Genomic DNA, 21875 nt, shown 5'->3' with positions numbered 1-21875 from the left:
AGACCCCTTTTAGAAACTCGATCATGAAGGTATTCGTCACACTTCTCATTTTGCTCTTCAGTATGTGGGGCTCTGGTCTGCGGGCCCAGAGCACAACTACGCCAACTGCGACCCGTCCTTCCACGCAAACAACAGTTGCTAAATCCGATACCTATTTCGAGCTATCCATGATCGGTCGGTCCTTTGGCGATTCGGTTGTGGTTCGGTGGGCACCGCACAACGTTATTCTATACCGCGAAATCAATCGCAGCGGAGGGTATATCCTGACTCGCCGGAGCCTGGGCGCCAATGGTCGGCTACAGGTCGATTTCCAGAAAGATATAAAGGCCTGGACGCTCGACGAATGGAAACAACGGGTTTCACGTACCGATAGCCTGGCGGCTGCCTGCGCCCAATTGATTTACGGCAAAAGCAGTGTACTCCAGTCGGCCAACGATCCGGTTACACTCGACAAGCTGATGCAGCAGAAAAGTCAGGACGATTTTCAACTGATGTTTCTGCTACTGCTGGCCGATGAAAACGTGCGTCATGCAACAGGCATGGGACTGGGCTATGTGGACCGGGCCGTCAAAAAAGGCGTACAGTATTTTTATTACCTCACCCCGCGCTACAACGGCAAGCTGTTATCCGTCGATGAGCAAAAAGTACTGGTCAGTAATACCGGCACGTATAGCCGACCACCCATGCCAATTGTTCGGGCCGAACAACAAGACCGGGCCATCAAACTTAGCTGGGATCGGCAGGTTACCGATGAACTGTTCTCGGCCTATTACATCGAACGTTCAGCCGATGGCGGACGAACATTCCGGCGACTAAATCGGCTGCCTTACACGCAGGCACCTATTCAGTCGGAACAGGCACTGTATAGCTACGTCGATTCGCTGAAACAGAACTACGTCAAGTACCAGTACCGGGTTGTGGGTATCTCGCCCTTTGCTGAGCGCAGTATCCCATCGCCTGTACTGACCGCGCAGGGTGTCGACTTAACTCCGCCTGTTGGGGTCAGAAATGTGCAGGCCAAACACCTGGGCGGCAGTAAAGTCCGCATTACCTGGGAACAACCCAGCCTGTCACCCGATTTTGCGGGGTATGTTATTGCGCGGGGAAACGACGAAAGCAAGCCATTGATTCCGCTGACAAAACAGGTGTTGGGGAAAACAGTGCGTGAATATGTCGACGAAACGGCGAACCCTTACGAGAAAACGTTCTACAAGGTGATGGCAATCGACACGGCGAAAAACTCGAACCCGTCGATGGCGGCTTACTGTACGTTCAAGGACGTGACCGGTCCGGCCAAGCCTAAAAATTTGCAGGGATACATTGATACAACAGGCTTCGTGCGGATAGTTTGGGACCCTAACAAAGAACCGGACATCCTGGGCTATGCCGTGCTGATGGCGAATCAGGCCGACCATGTGTTTACCAACCGCACCAGTAGTTATCTACCAACCAGTGTTTTCGATGACCGCACTACGCTAACTACCTTAACGAAAAAGCTTTATTACCGGGTTGTTGCCTACGATAAAAACTACAACCCCAGCCCTCCTTCCGATATTCTGGAATTGGCCAGGCCCGACAAAGTAGCCCCTGCCAGCCCCGTCATCAGCGACTACGTCGCCAGTGACACCGCGATTGCCTTGCGGTGGGTAGCCAGCATCAGCGAGGACGTACGGGAACAGATCTTGTTCCGGCGTGGCGCCAATACCGAGACCTGGCATCAGATCAGCAAGCTGACGCCAAAACTGAACAGTTATGTGGATCAGCAGGTAAAGCCGAACACGCCGTACAGCTACATGCTCGTAGCCGTCGATTCAGCCGGCCTGCGATCTGCCGAATCGTTCCCGCTCAATACGAATACCTTACAAATGGCACCCCGTCCGGCTAAGCAACTCAGCGTACAGGTAGGGCCCGATGGTAAGACCATCATCTTAAGCTGGAAGCATCCCGATCAATATGCCCGTTTTATCATTTATCGATCAAATGAGGCTAAGCTCCTGCGCTCATACGATGCCGTTAACCGCGAGCAAACCTTTACTGACAAAGCCATTCAGAAAGGCCAGTACGAGTACGCGATCAAAGTAGTCTATCAGGACGGGCGCGAGTCTGGCCTCTCGAACCGGGTGAAAATTGATATCAAATAGCCATGAAACCACACCTGCCCTATTTACTACTGAGTTTGACGATGTTGGTAGCCACTCGTGTGTTCGCCCAGTCCAACGCGCCGACGGGTCTGACCGGTACGGCACCGGCTTACAACCGGGTCGTGCTCACCTGGAAAGACAATTCGACGAACGAAACCAGGTTCGAGATCGAGCGAAACAACTTCACTAGTTTCACCAAAATCGGTGAAGTTGGCGCTAATGTCACTACCTATACGGACAATAGCGTTGGGGGCGGAACCTACCGCGTTCGGGCCGTTTTCGTGACTGGCGCAACGGCCCTCTCGAACGAATTCACCATCAGCACCCCGCCCGAGCCACCCGGTATCCCAACGGGCCTTACCGTAACCCCACAGAACAGCAACAGCATTAAATTAACCTGGAGCAATGGGTCGGGAAGCGCCCCCACCGACTACCGGATTGAACGGGGAACCACCTCAGGCGGCCCGTTTAATCTGCTGCAAACGGTGGCATACAGTCGGGCGCCAACGTTTACTGACGGTAGTGTAAGCGGTGGTCAGCCGTATTGTTATCGGGTCAGGTCCCAGAGCGGCAGCGTCGTGTCCGAGTTTACAGCGCCCGTCTGCACTACCCCACCTTTAGCGCCAACCAATGTCAAAAATTTACAGGCAAACGCCCTGAGCAGTAGTTCCATTAAACTGACCTGGGATCGCTACGGCAAAGAATCCGGCATTGGTATCGAACGCCGAACGGGCCAGTCGGGCGATTGGCGTCAAGTGGCTACCACGCTGGCCGATGGGGGTGAATTTACGGATAACAACCTGAACAGCAACACGGAATACTGTTATCGCATCTCCGAAAGCGGGCACGATTATTCCAGTACGGCCTGTGCTACCACTCAGCAAAGCGCCCCCAGAGCGCCCGCCCGGTTAACGGCTACAGCGGTGTCATCGTCGCAGATTAATCTGACCTGGGCCGACCTATCTGATAATGAAGCGAACTTCGAACTTCAGCGTGCCGATAGCCCCGGTGCTCAATTTTCGACCATTCAGACGCTAGGGCCAAATACAGTGACCTTCAGCGATCAGGGTTTACGAGCCAGCAACCAATATTGCTACCGGATTCGGGCCGTAAACAGCGTTGGGGCAAGCGAGTACACAGACAGCCAATGCGCGACGACGCAGGCACCACCCGTGGGCGCTCCGCAAAATCTGGTCGCCACCGCTACCTCCACCACCCAGATCAATCTGACCTGGGCGGGTGTGTCCGGTGCCACAAGCTACCAACTCGAACGAAGCCCAAACGGCAATGACGGCTGGACGAAAGTGGCTGATCCGGCTGGCAATGCTGTCAGTTACGACGATCCGGGACTGACGCCGAATACCCGTTATTACTATCGGATTCGGGCCCTTATCAATGGTACTCCAGGCCCTTTCAGTAACGTAGCCAACGCCCTCACACCCGATGTTCCTCCGGCAGCACCAGCGCGACTGGTGGCCACGGCTGTTTCTTACAACCAGATCAACCTGACCTGGGCTGATCTGTCGGGCAATGAAAGTGGATTTCAACTGGAGCGAAGCCCGAACGGGACGGATGGCTGGAGCAAGTTGGCGGACCTGGGCGTTGATGCGACGAATTACGAAGACAAAAGTGTACAACCCCAGACGCATTATTTCTATCGGGTGCGGGCGGTCAATGCTGCGGGCCCATCAGCTAATTCCAACGTTGCCGATGCAACGACACCGGTTGGCCCGCCCGTTGCTGCCCAGGATCTCAAGGCTACGGCAGTTTCAACGACGCAGATCAGCCTGACCTGGAGCGCTATTGCCAATGCCGCAACCATCCTGATTGAGCGAAGCCCAGACGGCACCACTGGCTGGACATCCCTTACCACTGTTACGGGTACGGCCACCAGTTATGCAGATAACAACCTGGCCGTCAATACCCACTACTATTATCGGATCAGAGCTACTAATGCAAGTGGACAGGGACCAACCAGCAATGTGGTGGATGCCACCACCCCCGATGTACCACCAGCCCCACCCGCCCGATTGACGGCTACGGCCGTATCGCCTATACAAATCAGTCTGGCCTGGGCCGATCTGTCGGGGAACGAAAGCGGCTTTGAGTTGGAGCGGGGTGCCAGGGCCACGGGTACATTCGAAAAAATTGCCGATTTACCAGCCAATACAACGAGCTACGAAGACAAGAATCTGAAGGATAACCAGTCGTACTGCTACCGGGTCCGGGCTAAGAACGCGGCTGGCCCATCGGCCTATACCGATGCAGTTTGCGCCACCACACCCCTGGCACCACCCGCCAACCCGACTAACCTGACGGCGCAGGTATTCGATTATGATCAGATTCGGCTAAACTGGTCAGCTTTGAGCTCCACAGCGGTTACGGTGGTCATCGAACGATCGAACGATCCCACGTCCGGGTTTGTCGAAATCAAGCAGCAACCGGCAAACCAAACCAGTTATGTGGATATGGGTTTGCAGGAGTTTACGACTTACTATTACCGCATTCGGGCCGTAAATACGGCGGGTAATTCGGGCTATTCCAACGTAGCCAGTGCCCGGATCGAAGAAGTGATCATTGCGGTAGAAGATGAATTAGCTTCCCATACGACACTCTACATGAATCAACGGGATCTGCACATCATTACCAACTGGTATTCGTCCATGCGCACTACGGTGCAGATTATGACCGCAACGGGCCAGCCGGTCCTCACCGATACACGCAAAGTGAATCCGGCCGATGCCTGGCAGTACGCCCTTGATCGGCTGCCGACAGGTATCTATATCATTGCCATTGTTGCCGACGGGCGCTCGCTCACCAAACGAATCGTAATCCCATGAAAAACCAATTAGTTCTTCTCTTCCTGCTGGTCAGTCTTGGCAGTTGCCAACCCAAACCGGTCAAACCGATCACGGATTTGCTGGGCAAGGTCTGGAAAGCCAATACGGTTAAAGAAGCGGATCAGTTGGTGTTTACGCTGGGAGCGACCACAAACATTAAACCGGGCTATATCAATTTCAGACTCGATCTGAGTCAGCCCAATAAAGTCAATTTAAAAGATGTTGATGGGCGACTCGTAACCGGCACCTGGTCCGTCTCGACCGATAACAAGCGACTGATCCTGGACAACCTCAACCCGAAACCCACCAACACGGGCGGTCTTATTGAATACTATATTCTGTCGGAGCCAGATGGGTCGTCGTTGCAGTTGGAACGAACCTCAGAAAGTCGAAAAACCGGCAACACGATTGACCAGTATGCCTTAATTCCGGAATAGGTTTAGCTTTCGTCTCTTATAAGTTTGTCTTCTTCATTTCGCTTACCGCAAAATTCACAGCTCGGGCCGTCAGCGCCATAAAGGTAATCGACGGATTCTGAGTACCCGTCGAGGTCATGGCGGCACCATCCGTCACGAACACGTTTTTAACGCTATGAAGCTGGTTATGGGCATTGAGTAGCGAGGTTTTGGGATCGCGCCCCATCCGTACACCGCCCATCTCGTGAATGTCGAGGCCGGGGTTGCGGTGATCATCGTAGGGTTTAATGTGCTTGCAACCCGACTTGTCCAGCATCTCGGCGCCCTGCTCCAGAAAATCCTTCATCACCTTAAGGTCATTGTCGGTATAATCAATGTTCGTCACGAGTTGCGGAATACCCCAGGGGTCTTTCTGGTCGGGGCTGAGCCGAACCTGGTTTTCATAACGCGGCACGGTTTCGGCCTGCATCATCATGAATACATGCCAGGCGCCGGGGTCGCTCAGTTTATCTTTAAAATCAGCGCCAAACTCATCCTGCCCGGTTCCGCGCTGCCAGTTGCCACGAGCCGCACTAAATGCTACCATATATCCCCGCTGGAAGTCCGTTTCCTGCTTCCGAACGTTTCTGAAGTTGGGCATGAAGGCCGTTGTCGGGCGACGGCCATAATAATAGCCATCGTCGAAGCCCTCATAATCAGCCACAATATTGCCCCGGTAGTTATGAAACGCCACATAACGGCCCAACACGCCACTATCATTTCCAAGTCCGTTCGGGAATCGGCGGGAGGTTGAATTAAGAAGAATCAGGTTCGTGTTCAGGCAGGCGGCATTGACAAAAATGATCCGGGCGTAATACTCGGTCATCTGTTTGGTATGCGTATCGATCACCCGAACGCCGGTCGCCTTGCCCGCCTTTCCGGCTTTTCCTTCCTCATACATAATCGAATGCACGACCGAATCAGGTCGTAGGGTTAACTTGCCTGTTTTGGCGGCCCACGGAATGGTCGACGAATTGCTGCTAAAATACCCGCCATAGGGGCAACCCCGGTAGCATAAATGCCGCGCCTGGCACTGGGCCCGCCCCTGATCGTAGTGAATCTGTTTAGGCTCCGTCAGGTGAGCACACCGGCCAATGATGACATGCCGATCCTGGTAACTCTCGGCAACACGTTTCTGAATGTGTTTCTCCACACAATTCAATTGCCAGGGTTTTAGAAATTCGCCATCAGGCAGCGTTTCCAGGCCGTCTTTGTTGCCGCTGATGCCCACGAATTTCTCCACATGGCTATACCAAGGAGCAATATCGTCGTAACGGATCGGCCAGTCGATGGCGGCCCCATCGCGGGCATTAGCTTCGAAATCAAACTTGCTCCAGCGCTGCGTTTGCCGCGCCCAGATCAGCGACTTCCCGCCCACCTGATAGCCCCGAATCCAGTCGAATGGCTTTTCCTGTACATAGGGATGCTCGGCATCTTTCACAAAAAACTGCTGCGTTCCTTCGTCCAGCGCGTAGCATTTGGTAGCGATTGGATTCTCTTTATCAAACGTATCAGACATCCGGTTCCGGTGCGGAAACTCCCACGGATTGAGCGTTGCCGTTGGGTAGTCGACAATATGTTTCACATCGCGTCCACGTTCGAGCACGAGTGTTTTCAATCCTTTTTCGCAGAGCTCTTTAGCCGCCCAGCCGCCACTGATTCCCGAGCCAATCACGATGGCGTCGTAGGTGCGGGCAGCTTTGGCATCACCGGTAATGTTCATGGGGCACAGGTTTAATAAGTAAAGATAAGCGAGGGTGAGGACAAAGTTACAAGATAGGTTTTGACAATAAATTTACTGTCGCTCGGGTTAGCAATGGATTTATTGTCAACAATTAAAGAACCGTCGATAACCCTTTAACCGAAGTGGCGCAGATGGCTGTTGATTACGCCTAGCGATTCTATCCGGTCGTTCGTATCTTTATTGCGGGCCTGAGCCAGAGTCAGGCCATCTTTTCTGAATGGAAACAAGTACCGCCCCCACTCAACCCGTTCCCCTGCATCCTGGTCTGCCGTTCCTCGGCAATACACTTGCCTTTCTTCGGAATCCGCTGGGCACGCTGGATACGTTGCAGCGAAATCACGACCGTCTGGTTCATCTGCGTATTGGTGGCCGGCATCAGTACCTGGTGCTGCAACCCGAAGATGCCAAACACATTTTGCAGGAAAACCACCGGAATTATGGCCGTTCACCGGCGTTTGACATCCTCAAAATCTTCCTGGGCAATGGACTGCTCACCAGCGATGGCGATTTTTGGCGCAGACAACGTCGACTGGCGCAACCGGCCTTCCACCGGCAGAAACTGGCTGCCTTGACCCAGACAATGATTTCGGAAACGGCCGACTGGATTGACGAACTCAGTGGCCATAACCTGAAAGAGCCGGTCAATGTCTCGCAGGCATTTATGGACGTCACCATGCGCATTGTCTGCAAAACCCTGTTTGGGTCCGATACCAATGGCAAACTCGACGGTCTTTCCAACGCGTTAGACACACTCAATTACCTGGCAAACAATCGGATGTTATCACCGCTCCGGTTCCCTTACTCGTGGCCAACACCCAACAACCAACGCTCCAAACGGGCAAGGATGCAGGTCGATTCGTTTATTTTCGGACTGATCGACGAACGGCGAAAAGCCCTCGACGAACGTGATGATTTATTGGGGATGCTGCTCAGCGCTGAAGACGAAGAAACGGGTGAGCGCATGTCGAATCAGCAACTGCGGGATGAATCGGTAACCATTTTTTCGGCGGGTCACGAAACCACAGCCGTTTCGATGGCCTGGACGATTCATTTACTCACCAAACATCCCGACGTGCTGGCCCGGCTCAAGGCCGAGAGCCAATCTGTTCTGGGAGATGCCCGAACGCCACCACCTGAAGCTTTCCGCGCGTTAACATACACCATGCAGGTTGTTCAGGAGTCTCTGCGGCTTTATCCACCCGCCTGGATTATGAGCCGACGGGCGCATCAGAACGATCACGTGGGCCCGTACACGATTCCGGCGGGCGATACGGCGTTGGTCTGCCCCTATCTTCTCCACCGCGACCCAGCCAACTGGCCTAACCCGGATCGCTTCGATCCGGAGCGGTTCGCGCCGGGTGGGCTTAAGGACAGGTTGCATTCGTATGCTTATTTGCCTTTTGGCGGAGGGCCGCGTTTATGCATCGGCAACCAATTTGCCCTGATGGAAATGCAAATCTTGTTAGCCCTGTTCGTGCGCCGTTTTACGCCTAAAGCCGCCGGAAATCAGCGCATCGTTCCGAAGCCATTAATTACGCTACGACCTAATCAGGCGATTCGGGCCGTTCTGGAGTAATTCTACAATTATACTTTTCGAAGAACTTTACTGTGTAACCGTTCCACGCTTTTCGAAAAGTATAGACGCTTCAACCATTTAACTCATAAAGTGGAGATTGTGCGTGAAACATGGTTGTATCTTTCATAGAGGCTATTGACTTTCTGATCGATAAAGCCAACCTTAGTCAATCCATTGATGTTCTGATCAATTCACCTTAAAAGCGACACAATGAGACTACAAATTAATGCCGTTAAGTTTACGGCCGATCAAAGCCTGTTAGATTTTATCCAGGCTAAACTCGACAAGTTGGACACATTTCATGACCATATTATTGGCGGAGAGGTGTTTCTAAGGCTAGATGGAGCCGACTCCAACAAGGTTAAAGAGAAGGTAGTGGAAGTCAGGCTGATGTTGCCGGGCAAAGAACTGTTTGTCAAAGAACATGACAAGAGTTTCGAAAGCGCAACGGACCGCGTGATGGATGTGCTGAAAGATAAGCTTGTTCGATTTAAACAAAAACGTAATGATATTTCCAGTCCTGCCATCGTCGAAGCGCAAACGCAGGTAGAAACAGAAGATGAGGTCTTTGAGGCCGATGAGTTATAAACGAACAGAACATTGCGATAAACAGAAAAGCCACTCCCATAAGAGTGGCTTTTCTGTTTATGACGCGTATAGAAACCTAACTGGCTTCTTACAAGCCGAATTCAGCTTTTACCTGATCAACGAAATCCAGTTTCTCCCAGGTGAACAGTTCAACCTCAACTTCTTTCGTTTGCCCGTTCGAACCGAATGTTTTCTTTACGATTTCGTTCTTACGACCCATGTGTCCATAAGCAGCCGTTTCGGAATAGATTGGGTTACGGAGTTTAAGCCGCTGCTCAATCGCATAAGGACGCATATCGAAAATGGCGGCTACTTTTTCGGCAATCTCGCCATCGTGCATGTCTACTTTCGATGTGCCGTACGTATTCACATACAGACCACAAGGCTTGGCAACGCCAATGGCATACGAGACCTGCACCAGTACCTGATCGCAAAGACCAGCCGCGACCAGATTTTTGGCGATGTGCCGGGTAGCATAGGCGGCCGAACGGTCTACTTTGGATGGATCTTTTCCGGAGAACGCACCCCCACCGTGAGCGCCTTTACCACCGTAGGTATCCACAATAATTTTACGGCCGGTTAGACCCGTATCCCCGTGGGGGCCACCAATCACGAACTTGCCCGTTGGGTTAATGTAATAGGTAATGTTATCGGTGAACAAGCCGTGAAGCTCCGCCTTTTGCGCGGCTTTCACGCGCGGAATGACAATATTGATAATGTCATTCTTGATTTTCGCCAGCATCGTTTCGTCATCGGCAAAATCATCGTGCTGGGTCGACACCACAATCGTATCGATACGAATGGGCTGGTCGTCGTCAGAGTATTCAATCGTCACCTGCGACTTGGCGTCTGGCCGAAGATAAGGCATCAGCTCAAGTTCGTTGTTGCGAATTTGTGACATCTCCCGCAGAATGGCGTGGGCCAGATCCAGCGGCAACGGCATGTAGTTATCCGTTTCGTTGGTCGCATACCCAAACATCATACCCTGGTCACCCGCGCCCTGCGCATTGGCCAGCGTCTCGAAATCGGGGTTCTCCACCTTCCGATCAACGCCCTGGTTAATATCAGCCGACTGGTCGTGAAGGGCCGAGAAAATGCCGCATGAGTTGGCTTCAAACATGTATTCGCTCTTGGTGTAGCCAATTTTACGAATGACATCGCGGGTAATTTTCTGAACGTCCAAGTAGGTATCCGTCTTGATTTCTCCCGCCAGTACGACCTGACCTGTGGTAACAAGCGTTTCGCAGGCTACTTTACTGGATGGATCGAAAGCCAGAAAATTATCAATTAATGCATCGGAAATTTGGTCAGCAACTTTATCGGGATGGCCCTCGGAAACAGACTCGGAAGTGAAGAGATAAGGCATTGCGCTATCTATAGAACTTGGTTTGAAAGTGCAAAGCTACGAGTTTCTGTGTAGGGCACAAGCCGATAACTAAGTCGGATTACGCTCACCCGACTATCTTTCGGCGTAATACATCAAAAAAGGCATTAAGAAACGGCCTGAATGGCATGGTTGTAAACAGCCGTAATTCGTCTATAAAGCTTGTGTCTTCATCCAGAAATGTGAAGACCCGCCCCGGATTTTCGGTATAGACGCGGGTAAAAATATCATCGGCCGGGTGCCGATGCTTCTCCAGTACATTCAGGAAAATACTGTCATAAAGTTTAAATCGGCGGCCAAACCAGGGAGCCGGCCGGTGAGGCTTGCCCGTTTTTACCAGATTTTGGACAATCGTTTGCAAATACCGTTGTGTTCGCTGGAATGTGTAGCCCGTTGAAGCTTTGGTATAACCACCCGATGTGCCAATCCGAACAATGTGATCAAACGGATTTTCCGGGGCGGGCTCATCCGACATCGGAATTACACCATACTCAGTTTCGGTAATTTCATACGCACCAGCCTGCAGGTATCGGTTGATGTATTGACGTAGCTCCAACTCGTACTCGCTATCGGTGAGCAGTTTGTCATTAAATAATGTAAACTCGACCAACGCCCTTCGTTCATCGAAGGGCAATACGTACAGAAACCGGCAATCGCCGTGTTGTTCCACCCGAAAGTCCATGATTTCAGGCCGTTGGGGGTCAAAGCACACATGCTCAGTCTTAATAACCCATCCCTTAAAATGTTGTAATAGATTGTGGTTTTCGGGCTGATCTAGCTTGAGCAGAAATGTACTATCGAACACATAGTCAGCAATGTATGGCGCATCATCGGCAATCACAAACCCTCCCTGTGGGGTATCTTTTATTCGATTAATGGTTGCCTGCTTCCAATCAATATTGGGGTATTTGGCCAGTTCCTGTCGTATGAACGCGTAGAAATCAATACCTCGTAGCATCTTGTACTGGTACGCCCCCATGTCTATCGGTCCGGCGTAAGTTGTGCCATGAAAACTGACCGTATCCCAGGAGCGAAACAGTATAGACTGAAAGGGGTTTGACCAGATGGCCGGTTCACCTTTGCTTTCGGAAGGAGAGGGCTCATTTTTTCGCTCCCAGAAACACCAGGTGCGGTCGTTGCTATTTTTAGCTTCCCGGTCCAGGATTAAAATGCTTCGGTCGCGTAACGGTGACTGACTTAAGTAATATGCCAGACTCAAGCCCGCCATGCCTCCCCCGGCAATGATGAAGTCGTATTTTTTCATGCGGCAAAGAAAAAGTCCGAACCCAGGGCCCGGACTCTCTTCTCTAAGTCTATAATAAACTTAATTGTTTTAAGAAGTCGTGAAAGCGGTGAGCGGCTGACCCACATTTATACCGACGTCATTAATCACTCACGATTTACCACTTTTTATACGTTCACATGCTTCTCGGCATGGTAACTCGATCGAACCAATGGGCCAGACTCGACGTATTTCAGGCCACGTTTCAGCCCTTCTTCGCGGTATTTAGCAAAGGTTTCGGGATGAATCCATTCGATCACCTCATGGTGCATTTTGGTTGGCTGCAGATACTGGCCTAATGTTAAAATATCGAGTCCGTTTGCCGCCAGGTCATCCATTGCTTTTGCTACCTCGTCGTAGGTTTCGCCCAGACCGAGCATAATACCCGACTTTGTACGTTGGCCGTATTCTTTCGTACGCCGGATTTGCTCCAGACTACGCTCATAGCGAGCCTGTGGCCGAACGCGTCGATAGAGCCGCTCAACTGTTTCCATATTATGCGAAACAACTTCCTGACCCGCCGAAATCATGCGTTCGAGAGCTTCCCAATTGCCTTTCGTATCAGGAATCAACGTCTCAATAGTCGTTGCAGGCGACGCTTCTTTAATCAATCGTACCGTTTGGTACCAGATTTCGGCACCCCGGTCTTTTAGCTCATCTCGATTGACGGATGTCAGTACCGCATGCTTAACCTTCATCAGTACGATCGCTTCGGCTACGCGACGAGGCTCATCGGTATCATATTCATTGGGACGGCCTGTTGCGACAGCACAAAAGGTACAGCTTCTGGTGCACACGTTCCCTAAAATCATAAAGGTAGCGGTGCCGGCTCCCCAGCACTCGCCCATGTTCGGGCAGTTGCCACTCTCGCAAATTGTATGGAGCTTGTGTTCATCCACCAACTTACGAACTTTTGCATATTCGGGGCCAATGGGCAGTTTCACGCGAAGCCAGTCGGGACGTTTCGGTACGCCCGCCCGGTTACGTTGTTGTTCGGAGGGTATTACGGGTAGTTCAATCATGTCACCTCAATCCTTTCCAGCAAAATTCGTTTTTCGAACGTAAAGTTCACAAATCGGGATGGAGGACGCAAACGGGACGAGCGTATAGGCGGGCGGTGATGTCGATCTACGCGTTAGCCTTTCCGCTCGTCTGTTTATTTTTTGCTACCAAAAAATAAAGTAATATACCCCGATGTGAAGAAACTACGGTTTCCGTCTTCGCGTTTGCCAGCCGGATCGGGGTTGGGGATGATAACGATCTTATTGGGGAAAGCTTCGGCCAGAAAACCAATTTCAACACCCGTGGTATTGTTTCGAAAGGCACTCAGTTCGAAACTGAGTGCCGCTTTTAAGTGCAGGCCAACGGTCAGCTTCGATTCGCCAATTCCCTGAAAAAAGCCACCGGCTCCCGTAACGGTTTCGCCAGCCGAGGTAGCAAATCCATTAACCTGTGATGCAGGCACGGTTCGGGTCTGGTTTCCGTAAGAAACTTCAAGATAATAAGGCTTAATGATGCCCAACGACGGGCCCGCAGCCAGAATACCACTGATGGCAATTCCTTCATCGGCGCTACGCTGGAACAATTTCACCTCCCTGCCATAGGAAGGCCGCAAAACAAACAGGTAATTTTCCTTTCCATCCAGATAACCGGAACCGATATTATTAATGGATGACCGGAGTTCTTTGGGGTGTTTTACATTTACTAGTTCAACGCTGAGATACCGGTACTGCGGCATCCCGAACAGCGAATTGGACAACTGCCTGGATTGCCTGAACACAAAGCCGCCAACAATACCCGAGTTTGTGTTTGTTGTGATGCCAAACGTGGTTATGGTCTTATAATTATCCTCTTCAGCATCAGCTTTTTGCGCTGCGGCCCGCTGCACAGGCAGAAGAAAGGTGCATAGCAAAAAACCAGTCAATACGTATATAGTTCTCATCGTCGTAAAATCCTGAAATAAAAATACTATTTTTTGCTATCGTTACCAACATCAAGCCGAAGTATTAGCGTAACTATCCGTTCATCTATATGTTTAAGTTTATAAATCAGGAAGGGATAAAAGCCATAAGTTGTAAGTTTGTAGATCACCAGTACCGGCAACCGTCGGGATGCTGCACAGCACCGAACAGACAGCCTTAACTGGTTTGCGTTAACGACTTACCCCTACAAATCTCTTATTTACCGTTTTATGGCAACCATTCATATTGACTACCTGGGTGACTTACGCACTGAATGCGTCCATCTGCAATCGGGTACCCACATCAACACCGACGCTCCTACCGATAACCAGGGCCGGGGTGAAGCTTTTTCTCCTACGGATCTGGTTGCCAATGCACTGGGCACCTGTATTATTACAACAATGGCTATTTTTGCTCGTCGGGAGGGTATTGAATTGAAGGGAAGTAAGCTGGACGTAACCAAAATCATGACCAGCCAGCCGCCAAGGCGCATCGCTCGCATTGAGATTGACCTGACACTACATAGCGATGGGTTACCCGATGATGCAACCCGCGCTCGTCTTGAAGCCATTGCGCATACGTGCCCGGTAGCCATCAGCCTGCACCCTGACATTGAACAGGCCGTGAGCATTCGGTGGGAAGACAGCATTCCCATTTCGGAATAACTGGGCTACCGGATTTTATCGGCTTTTTTGCGTTTCTGCCGCCAGCGCTTTACGTCGGCGGTCAGGTTTTCGAGAAAAAACGATGGTCCTACAGATAAGTAAAGTCCGGTATAATTGATTTGACTTTCGGGGACATCCCGCTTCAAAATAAATCGGTAGCCTGTCAGTACATTGAGGCCAAACCAGTGCAATGGACGTAGCCAGCGCACGACCGGGAACTGATAGGCTGCCGATACTCCCACGCCCAACGGCAAAAAAACACCCCTGGCCACTTCATTTCTACCAGCTTGGTCATCGTTGATTTCATATCTGGAATGGCCATACCCAACCTCAATGGGCAAACTAACTTCAAAGGATTTTCGGCGGAGCAGATAACGCTCATAATAGACGGTGGCAATGCGCAGATGGCGCGTGACCGATTCTGACGTATTGGGCAACAGGCCCGGCCGATCAATACGCTGATTGAGAAAATAAAAACCAGCCCCCGCCTTAAAACTGGCCGACCGACCGCCCTGAAGCGCAGGCCTATCCCGTTTCGGCGGAAACAAAAAACCCGCTCTCACGCCATACACACTGACCGGAATCCGGCGATTATCTTCAGTGCGAGTATCCTTAAAGAAGAAAAACCGTTGATCAGTAGACGCCGTAAAGGTCAACGATTTAGGCTGCGCTAACTGAGCGCTTGTTGTATCGGCTTTCTTTTCCAGAGGTTGACATACAGTTCCGGAACGTACCTGCCAGGGTATCAAAAATAAAAAAAGACTTGTACAAGCGATCTGTACAATGTATTGAAGAGTTGTCTGCCTAGGTTGTGTGTTTCTTTTCATCATGCGATGAATACATAACCGATAAAGACAACAATGGTTAGACTACTAATTGCTGCGGTTACTTATAAATCAGCCAAATACGATTAATTTATAGTAAATGGACAAAGGAAAAAGTGAAAGCAGTTCGTGAAAACGCCATAAAGTAATCCGTATAATACCGTAAAGTCTATAAAAATAAACTATCCTTAGTAGAGCCATATGAGATAAATACAATATCTGCCCGTTTGCATTCTTATTGACTACTTCTCAAAGACGAACTAAGGTTAGTTTTAAAACTAGGTTTCTTCCAAGAAAATCTACTATGGCTCCTGTTCGGGAACGTTCCCGGTAACGCTTGCATAAAAAAAAGTTGGTTTTTTCTTTCTATTATCTATTATTATTTACAAGCTTACGATAGTGTTGAAGAAACTACAGTTTCAACATTATTGCCTCAATCGTCAAATAGTCCATAATTAATATAACCACTAACCAACTTTCCCTCGATGTCTAAAGACTTACTATCATAAGTAGAAACCCTTACGCCTGGCGCTTTGACTTACACGAAACTGTTACATACCGTGTCTAATAAGTCATATTCTGCCTACAGCGCTGAGGAGTTCGCCCTCGACGACCTGTTTGTCCGTTGGGTGAAACACCCTAACGACGAAGAGGTAGCCTCGTATTGGCACATATGGCTTTTGAATCATCCTCATCAGGAAGAGACGGTTGAGACAGCACGTGAATTGATTCGTACGGGTAGCCTCCCCTACCTGCCGGGCCTGTCAGCGGATGATGTTTCATCGGTATGGGGGCGGATTCGCGAATCACTCCAGACAATGGACGATGTTCGCCCGCTTCAACCCGACGTACGAGCCGTTGTTGGCTGGTGGTATTTTATCCGGACGGCGCTGGCCGCATCGGGCGTAATAGCACTAATTGGCTGGGCCCTCTGGATGCAGTACGGCCCTAACCAATCGGTTTGGAGCATCAATGCACCAGCTGGTCAAACCCGACAGATCCGCCTACCCGACAACTCAACCATGACGCTTTATCCCAATAGCAGCGTTCGGTATGCACGAAGATGGGGGGACGAAACGCCAAGAGCTGTATGGCTGGACGGAGAAGCTGATTTCGCGATAACACACCGGAGTGACACCTCATCGGCTCGGCTGTTCAGGGTCCATACAGGTGGGCTTACGATTGAAGCGCTCGGCACCATCTTTCGGGTACGGCAACGTCCCAAAGGCACTTATGTAGCCCTAACCTCAGGGCAAGTCAACTTGCTGCTAAAGCACCAAGGTCCTATTCAACTTAACCCCGGTGAAGCCATCGAGGTGGCGGCTGGACCAGCCAGGATCTTACCCTAGTCAATAACCTTTACACTAATCTAATCTAACATGCAGACAACTATTACCCAACCACCACGCCTGGCGTGGCTTCCTCTGCTTGGTCTGACGGCACTCGTGCTGGCTGGCCAACCGGCGTTGAGCGCTCCGCCTTCACCTCGGCTACTAACCGGAAATCCAGCGCAGGAGCGCACCGTAACAGGAAAAGTGCTCTCGTCCGACGATAATGCGGGTTTGCCAGGCGTCAACGTTGCCGTGAAAGGAACTACCCGTGGTACCACCACCGACGCCAACGGCGAATACCGTATATCGGTGACCAATAGCCAGTCTGTGCTGGTTTTCTCGGCGGTCGGCTTTGTGACCCAGGAGGTCACTGTCGGCAATAAATCAGCCGTCAACCTAACCCTGAGTACCGATACCCGCGCGCTGAATGAAGTGGTGGTGGTAGGTTATGGTTCGCTGAAAAAGAGCCAGACAACCGGGGCTATCTCGTCAGTGACACCCAAGCAAATTACCGAACAACCCATCACCAACATTGGTCAGGCCATGCAGGGCCGGGTTGCGGGTGTGGATGTGGCGCAGTCGGGAAGCCGGCCGGGCTCGGTGCCAACGATTCGGATTCGGGGACGTCGTTCGTTCAATGCCGGTAATGACCCGCTCTACGTTGTGGATGGGATTCCGCTGGCAAGAGAGTACGAAGACATCAACCCGAACGACGTGGGTTCGATGGAGATCCTGAAAGATGCTACCGCCACGGCTATTTATGGTGCCAGAGGGGCCAATGGCGTTGTGCTGGTTACGACCAAACGGGGTAACCCAAACGGTAAGACAACCATTAGTTACGATAACTATGTCGGCTTTACCGATGCCCTTGATAAAGTCAAGTTATTCAGTGGTTCCGAATTTGCCGAATTCGTTCGGGAAGCTTACCGCACTACAGGTAACTACAAAGACGCAAACGGCAATCCAGTCCCAACGGGCGTGGCGGATGCCTATGCGGATTCAAAAGTAGCTGTTTTAGGTGGCGACCCCAATGTAGCTGCGGGTATAGCTGCGGGACGCAACACTGACTGGCAGTCCTTGATTCTTAAGCAGGGAATTCAGCAGAACCATTCGCTGGGTATCCAGGGCGGGAACGAAAAAACGCAGTTCTATATTTCAGCGGGCTTTTTCCAGGATAAAGGAATCATGCCCGGGCTGGATTTCACCCGCTATTCGCTGCGTGCCAACATTGATCACCAAATCAACAAAGCACTCAAAGTGGGAATTTCTTCCTATATGATGTATTACTTACGTAATGGCGAGAATCTGAACCCATACAATTTTACCCTTCAGCAAAACCCGCTTGGCCGCCCCTACGATGACAGCGGGAAATTGATTTTCTCGCCAACCAACGATGCCCTGCTGACCAATCCACTTGCCGAGGTTGTGCCGGGTGCTCAGATTGAAGAACGGAAGAAATACCGCATTTTCAACAGCGTTTATGCCGAAGTAAGCATTCTGGATGGCTTGAAGTACCGGGTTAATTTCGGACCTGACTTTACCATTAACCGGTATGGCCGTTTTATCGGTGCGCAAACGAACGCCCGGAAGGGCGGGGATCCACAGGCGACCAACGCTGCTGCCTTCAATTTCGACTACACGCTGGAGAACGTGGTGACGTACAACAAAAAAATTGGCGATCACAGTCTTGGCATTACAGCCCTACAATCCATTCAGCGCGATAACTCCGAGTTAAATCAAATTAACGTGCAGGGCGTTCCAGCCGAAACGCAGTCGTTCTATAATGTGGGGAACGCCAGTTCGGTGCTGGGTGTCGGTAGCGGTCTGATCCAGTGGACGATCAACTCCTTTATGGGTCGTGTCAACTACGATTATAAAGACAAATACCTGGTTACGGCCACCATTCGCCGGGATGGATCAAGCCGGTTTGGCGAAAACACCAAATATGGTAATTTCCCTGGTATTGCCCTGGGCTGGAATATCAGCAATGAAGACTTCATGAAAGGATCTACCTGGGTTGATCTGCTGAAACTACGGGTCAGTCGCGGTTCGGTTGGTAACCAGGGCGTAGCTCCCTACCAAACACAGGGGTTGCTGGGACGTACTGTGTATGCGTTTGGCAATACGCCCGCCTACGGGTATCGCCCAGAAACGATTGGTAACCCCGATTTGCGGTGGGAAACCTCTACTACCACAAACGTTGGTCTCGACTTCAGCCTGTGGCGCGGTCGGTTAACGGGTGCTATCGAATTGTATCAAACGAAAACAACCGACCTGCTGCTATCTGACCAGTTGCCAACATCCATCGGGTTCAACGCTGTTACCCGAAACATCGGCGAGACCCAGAACAAAGGGGTGGAAGTGAGCTTATCCACGGTAAACGTGAATACGAAAAGTGGCTTTAAATGGACATCCGATATTGTGTTCTCCAAGAACAGTGAATCGATTATCTCCCTATTTAACGGACCGGTTGATGACGTAGGCAACAAACGGTTTATTGGCAAACCGCTGACCGAGTTCTATGATTATAAGAAAGCCGGTATCTGGCAGACCAACGAGGCTGATGCAGCTAAATCATACCAGAGTGCGGTTGGTCAGATTAAAGTGCAGGATACAAACGGCGACGGTAAAATTACGGCCGATGACCGCGTATTCCTGGGCTCCGACATTCCGACCTGGAGTGGCGGTATCACGAACCGGTTCAGCTATAAAGGATTTGACCTGAACTTCTTTGTTTATGCCCGGATTGGCCAGACAATCCTGAGCGGTTTCCACCGCGATAACAACCAACTGGCTGGCCGGTATGAGCAGATTAAAGTGGATTACTGGACGCCAAATAACCCAACGAATGAGTTTCCCCGGCCGAACTCAAGCCAGGAGTTTCCGGTCTACAACTCGGCTATTATTTATTTCGACGGTTCATTCGTGAAAGTAAGGAACATCAACTTTGGCTACACGTTTCCATCCAGTGTTACGTCAAAACTGCGCATGCAGTCGTTACGGGTATTTAGCAGCATTCAGCAGCCGTTCATTTTCTCGTCCTACCGGTCGAAATACAACGGTGTTGACCCTGAGACAAGCGATGGCACAGTTAGCAATGGTGTTACGCCCGCTACCCGGGTAGTGACCTTTGGTTTGAACGTCAAATTCTAAGCGCATAGCCCTTAAGCGATGTGTTTATAAAACATCTCAAGATTCAAAAAACATGAAATTAATCAGTTCACATAAATCATTCCGTATTCTGGCTCTAACCGCTCTCCTGCTGAGCGGTCAGGCGTGCAAGAATGTACTGGATGAAACTGTAATCTCGGCCATCGGCAACGATTACATCAATACACCCAAAGGCTTTGAAGATGCTGCTAAAGCGGCTTATTCGTCGATGCGAACCTTTTATGGTTCGGAGCGCGGGCTGACCATGACCGAATACGGTACAGACCTTTACACGACCGGTGCGGATGGAAGCTACAAAGGGTTCCACTATTACGATACCCAGATGAACAGCTTCGTCGATATTATCCAGCAAGTGTGGGAAGAGCTATACCGAGGCATTAATACCTGCAACGCCGTTATCGAACGGGCGCCGGCGGCTACCGTTTCGGATGCGACAAAAAAACTACGGGTGGCGGAGATGAAGTTTCTGCGGGCGCATTATTACTTTATTCTGGTACAGCAGTGGGGCGGTGTCGATCTGCGCCTAACGGAAACAGTACTGCCCACCAAAAAAACCAGCCGGGCTACCGAAGCCGACGTTTATAAAGCGATTACGGCTGACCTGGAAGCCGCTATTCCAGACCTACCTACCACCAAAGCATCTGCTCAGTCGGCCAGTGATTACGGACGGGCGACCAAATCGGCAGCAGAGCATTTGCTGGCTCGTGTTTATCTGACCAAAGCCACCTCATCAGCGAAAGCCGCTGACGATTATGCCAAAGCGGCAACGTACGCCCAGAATGTGATCACCAACTACGGGTACAAACTATTGCCCGATTTTGCCAGTGTGTTTGCGCAGGGAAGCGGTGAAATCAACGACGAAGTCATCTTTGCGGTGCAATACACATCTGACCCGCTAACCAACATTAATTCGGCCAATACCAACAATGGTGAAGGTAATAAGCTGCATTTATATTTTGGGATGCAATACGATGTGCAGCCAGGCATGAAGCGCGACATTGCCAATGACCGTCCGTTCAAGCGGTTAAGACCAACTGTTTATATGCTTGAAACTGTATTCAAAGACCGGGTCAATGATTCTCGCTACAAAAAGACGTATAAAGATACCTGGCTGAGCAATAACCCTGGTACGGATCTGAATACCTCTTTTGACAACAGTAAGGCTAAGATGACATTAAAAGCAGGTGACACAGCGATCTATATTCCAGGTGTTGAATGGACGCTGGCACAGCGGGCCGCCAAGCCTTACCAGGTTTTAGTGCCCAGTGCTTATACGGCAGCGTTGTTCCCAACGCTGCAAAAATTCCTGGATCCAAATCGCCCTGATCTTACCTACGAAGCTGGTAGCCGCGATTACCTGGCCTTCCGTTTAGCCGAAACGTACCTAATTCTGGCCGAAGCCCAGTTCAAGCAGGGTAAAATGGCTGAAGCTGTCGATGCCATCAATATGGTACGCCGTCGGGCTGCGTGGCCAGGCAAAGCAACGGCAATGGAGATAACGCCTGCTCAGCTGGACATGGAGATGATTATGCAGGAACGGGCTCGCGAGTTAGCTGGCGAACAAACACGCTGGATGGATCTGAAACGCTGGGGTAACCTGGTCCAACGGGTTAAGTTGTATAATCCGGATGCATCAGCGAATATCAAAGAATACCACAACCTGCGCCCAATTCCACAAACACAGATTGACCGAACGGAGAAAGGGGCCGATGGCAGTCCAGGGTTTACTCAGAATACAGGGTTTTAGTGCGTGATGAAGGGTAATTAAGGGAAATGACAGTATAAGTACGCTTCCCTTAATTACCCTTCCTAGTAGAAATGACGTCCTTCATGCTTATTCCGGCGACATTGAATCGATCTTTATCCGTTTTAATCAACCCTAAAACAACACTTAACTCCTCTGGAACTTAACG

The 21875-nt window shown here is 50.8% G+C and carries 15 protein-coding genes; 9 read left to right on the top strand and 6 right to left on the bottom strand.

All coding sequences use genetic code 11. The annotated features are described in order from the left end of the window. The first annotated feature begins 23 nt into the window (after positions 1-23). Genes SD10_RS05660 through SD10_RS05650 form a run of 3 tightly spaced genes read left to right on the top strand, consistent with a single transcriptional unit; the run spans position 24 to position 5418 of the window. Positions 24-2141, top strand: coding sequence for a fibronectin type III domain-containing protein (locus tag SD10_RS05660; protein ID WP_046376069.1), 2118 nt, complete (start codon positions 24-26; stop codon positions 2139-2141). 2 nt (positions 2142-2143) lie between these two features. Then, positions 2144-4981 (top strand): fibronectin type III domain-containing protein, encoded by a 2838-nt coding sequence (locus SD10_RS28610; protein WP_052731084.1) that lies wholly within the window; start codon positions 2144-2146, stop codon positions 4979-4981. Further along, the gene (locus tag SD10_RS05650) at positions 4978-5418 is read left to right on the top strand and encodes a hypothetical protein (protein ID WP_046376068.1); all 441 of its coding nucleotides are present in this window, start codon (positions 4978-4980) and stop codon (positions 5416-5418) included. The genes SD10_RS28610 and SD10_RS05650 overlap by 4 nt, the downstream gene beginning before the upstream one ends. Positions 5419-5434: 16 nt before the next feature. Here SD10_RS05650 and SD10_RS05645 read toward each other — a convergent pair whose 3' ends face one another. Continuing rightward, positions 5435-7159, bottom strand: a complete 1725-nt coding sequence (locus SD10_RS05645) for a GMC oxidoreductase (RefSeq protein WP_046376067.1) — start codon at positions 7157-7159, stop codon at positions 5435-5437. A gap of 238 nt (positions 7160-7397) precedes the next feature. Between SD10_RS05645 and SD10_RS05640 the strand changes: the two genes are divergently transcribed. Together SD10_RS05640 and SD10_RS05635 are read left to right on the top strand one after the other, a co-directional pair. Beyond that, positions 7398-8756 carry a cytochrome P450 gene (locus SD10_RS05640; protein ID WP_046376066.1) on the top strand — a complete coding sequence of 453 codons (1359 nt, stop codon included), beginning with the start codon at positions 7398-7400 and terminating at the stop codon, positions 8754-8756. Positions 8757-8966: 210 nt separating this feature from the next. Then, positions 8967-9344 carry an HPF/RaiA family ribosome-associated protein gene (locus SD10_RS05635; protein WP_046376065.1) on the top strand — a complete coding sequence of 126 codons (378 nt, stop codon included), beginning with the start codon at positions 8967-8969 and terminating at the stop codon, positions 9342-9344. An 88-nt stretch (positions 9345-9432) separates the two neighbouring features. Here SD10_RS05635 and metK read toward each other — a convergent pair whose 3' ends face one another. From metK to SD10_RS05615, 4 genes are all read right to left on the bottom strand, one after another. Next, entirely contained in the window at positions 9433-10710 is a 1278-nt protein-coding gene (gene metK / locus SD10_RS05630; RefSeq protein ID WP_046376064.1) for a methionine adenosyltransferase, read from the bottom strand. A gap of 85 nt (positions 10711-10795) precedes the next feature. Then, positions 10796-11992: a lycopene cyclase family protein gene (locus SD10_RS05625; protein WP_046376063.1), complete on the bottom strand. Its 1197-nt coding sequence runs from the start codon at positions 11990-11992 to the stop codon at positions 10796-10798. A gap of 146 nt (positions 11993-12138) precedes the next feature. Next, on the bottom strand, positions 12139-13032 hold the full coding sequence (gene lipA / locus SD10_RS05620; protein ID WP_046376062.1) for a lipoyl synthase: 894 nt from the start codon (positions 13030-13032) through the stop codon (positions 12139-12141). 134 nt (positions 13033-13166) lie between these two features. Then, the gene (locus SD10_RS05615; protein ID WP_046376061.1) at positions 13167-13952 is read right to left on the bottom strand and encodes a hypothetical protein; all 786 of its coding nucleotides are present in this window, start codon (positions 13950-13952) and stop codon (positions 13167-13169) included. A 249-nt stretch (positions 13953-14201) separates the two neighbouring features. On the opposite strand from SD10_RS05615, the gene SD10_RS05610 reads away from it, so the two are divergent. After that, positions 14202-14636: an OsmC family protein gene (locus tag SD10_RS05610; protein ID WP_046376060.1), complete on the top strand. Its 435-nt coding sequence runs from the start codon at positions 14202-14204 to the stop codon at positions 14634-14636. 5 nt (positions 14637-14641) lie between these two features. On the opposite strand, the gene SD10_RS05605 is transcribed toward SD10_RS05610, so the two are convergent. Next, positions 14642-15343: a hypothetical protein gene (locus SD10_RS05605; protein WP_052731333.1), complete on the bottom strand. Its 702-nt coding sequence runs from the start codon at positions 15341-15343 to the stop codon at positions 14642-14644. Positions 15344-16020: 677 nt separating this feature from the next. On the opposite strand from SD10_RS05605, the gene SD10_RS05600 reads away from it, so the two are divergent. From SD10_RS05600 to SD10_RS05590, 3 genes are read left to right on the top strand one after another with little or no spacing between them, the layout of a single operon-like run. Next, entirely contained in the window at positions 16021-16809 is a 789-nt protein-coding gene (locus SD10_RS05600) for a FecR family protein (protein ID WP_046579098.1), read from the top strand. Between the two features lie 30 nt (positions 16810-16839). Continuing rightward, entirely contained in the window at positions 16840-19944 is a 3105-nt protein-coding gene (locus SD10_RS05595) for a SusC/RagA family TonB-linked outer membrane protein (protein WP_082111527.1), read from the top strand. Between the two features lie 52 nt (positions 19945-19996). Further along, positions 19997-21709, top strand: a complete 1713-nt coding sequence (locus SD10_RS05590) for a RagB/SusD family nutrient uptake outer membrane protein (protein WP_046376059.1) — start codon at positions 19997-19999, stop codon at positions 21707-21709. Positions 21710-21875 lie beyond the last annotated feature (166 nt).

Origin of the sequence: Spirosoma radiotolerans, from assembly GCF_000974425.1 — a bacterium.
Taxonomy (GTDB): Bacteria; Bacteroidota; Bacteroidia; order Cytophagales; family Spirosomataceae; genus Spirosoma; species Spirosoma radiotolerans.
The sequence above is the reverse complement of the archived record's forward strand: the minus strand, read 5'-3'. Positions and strand labels throughout refer to the sequence as shown.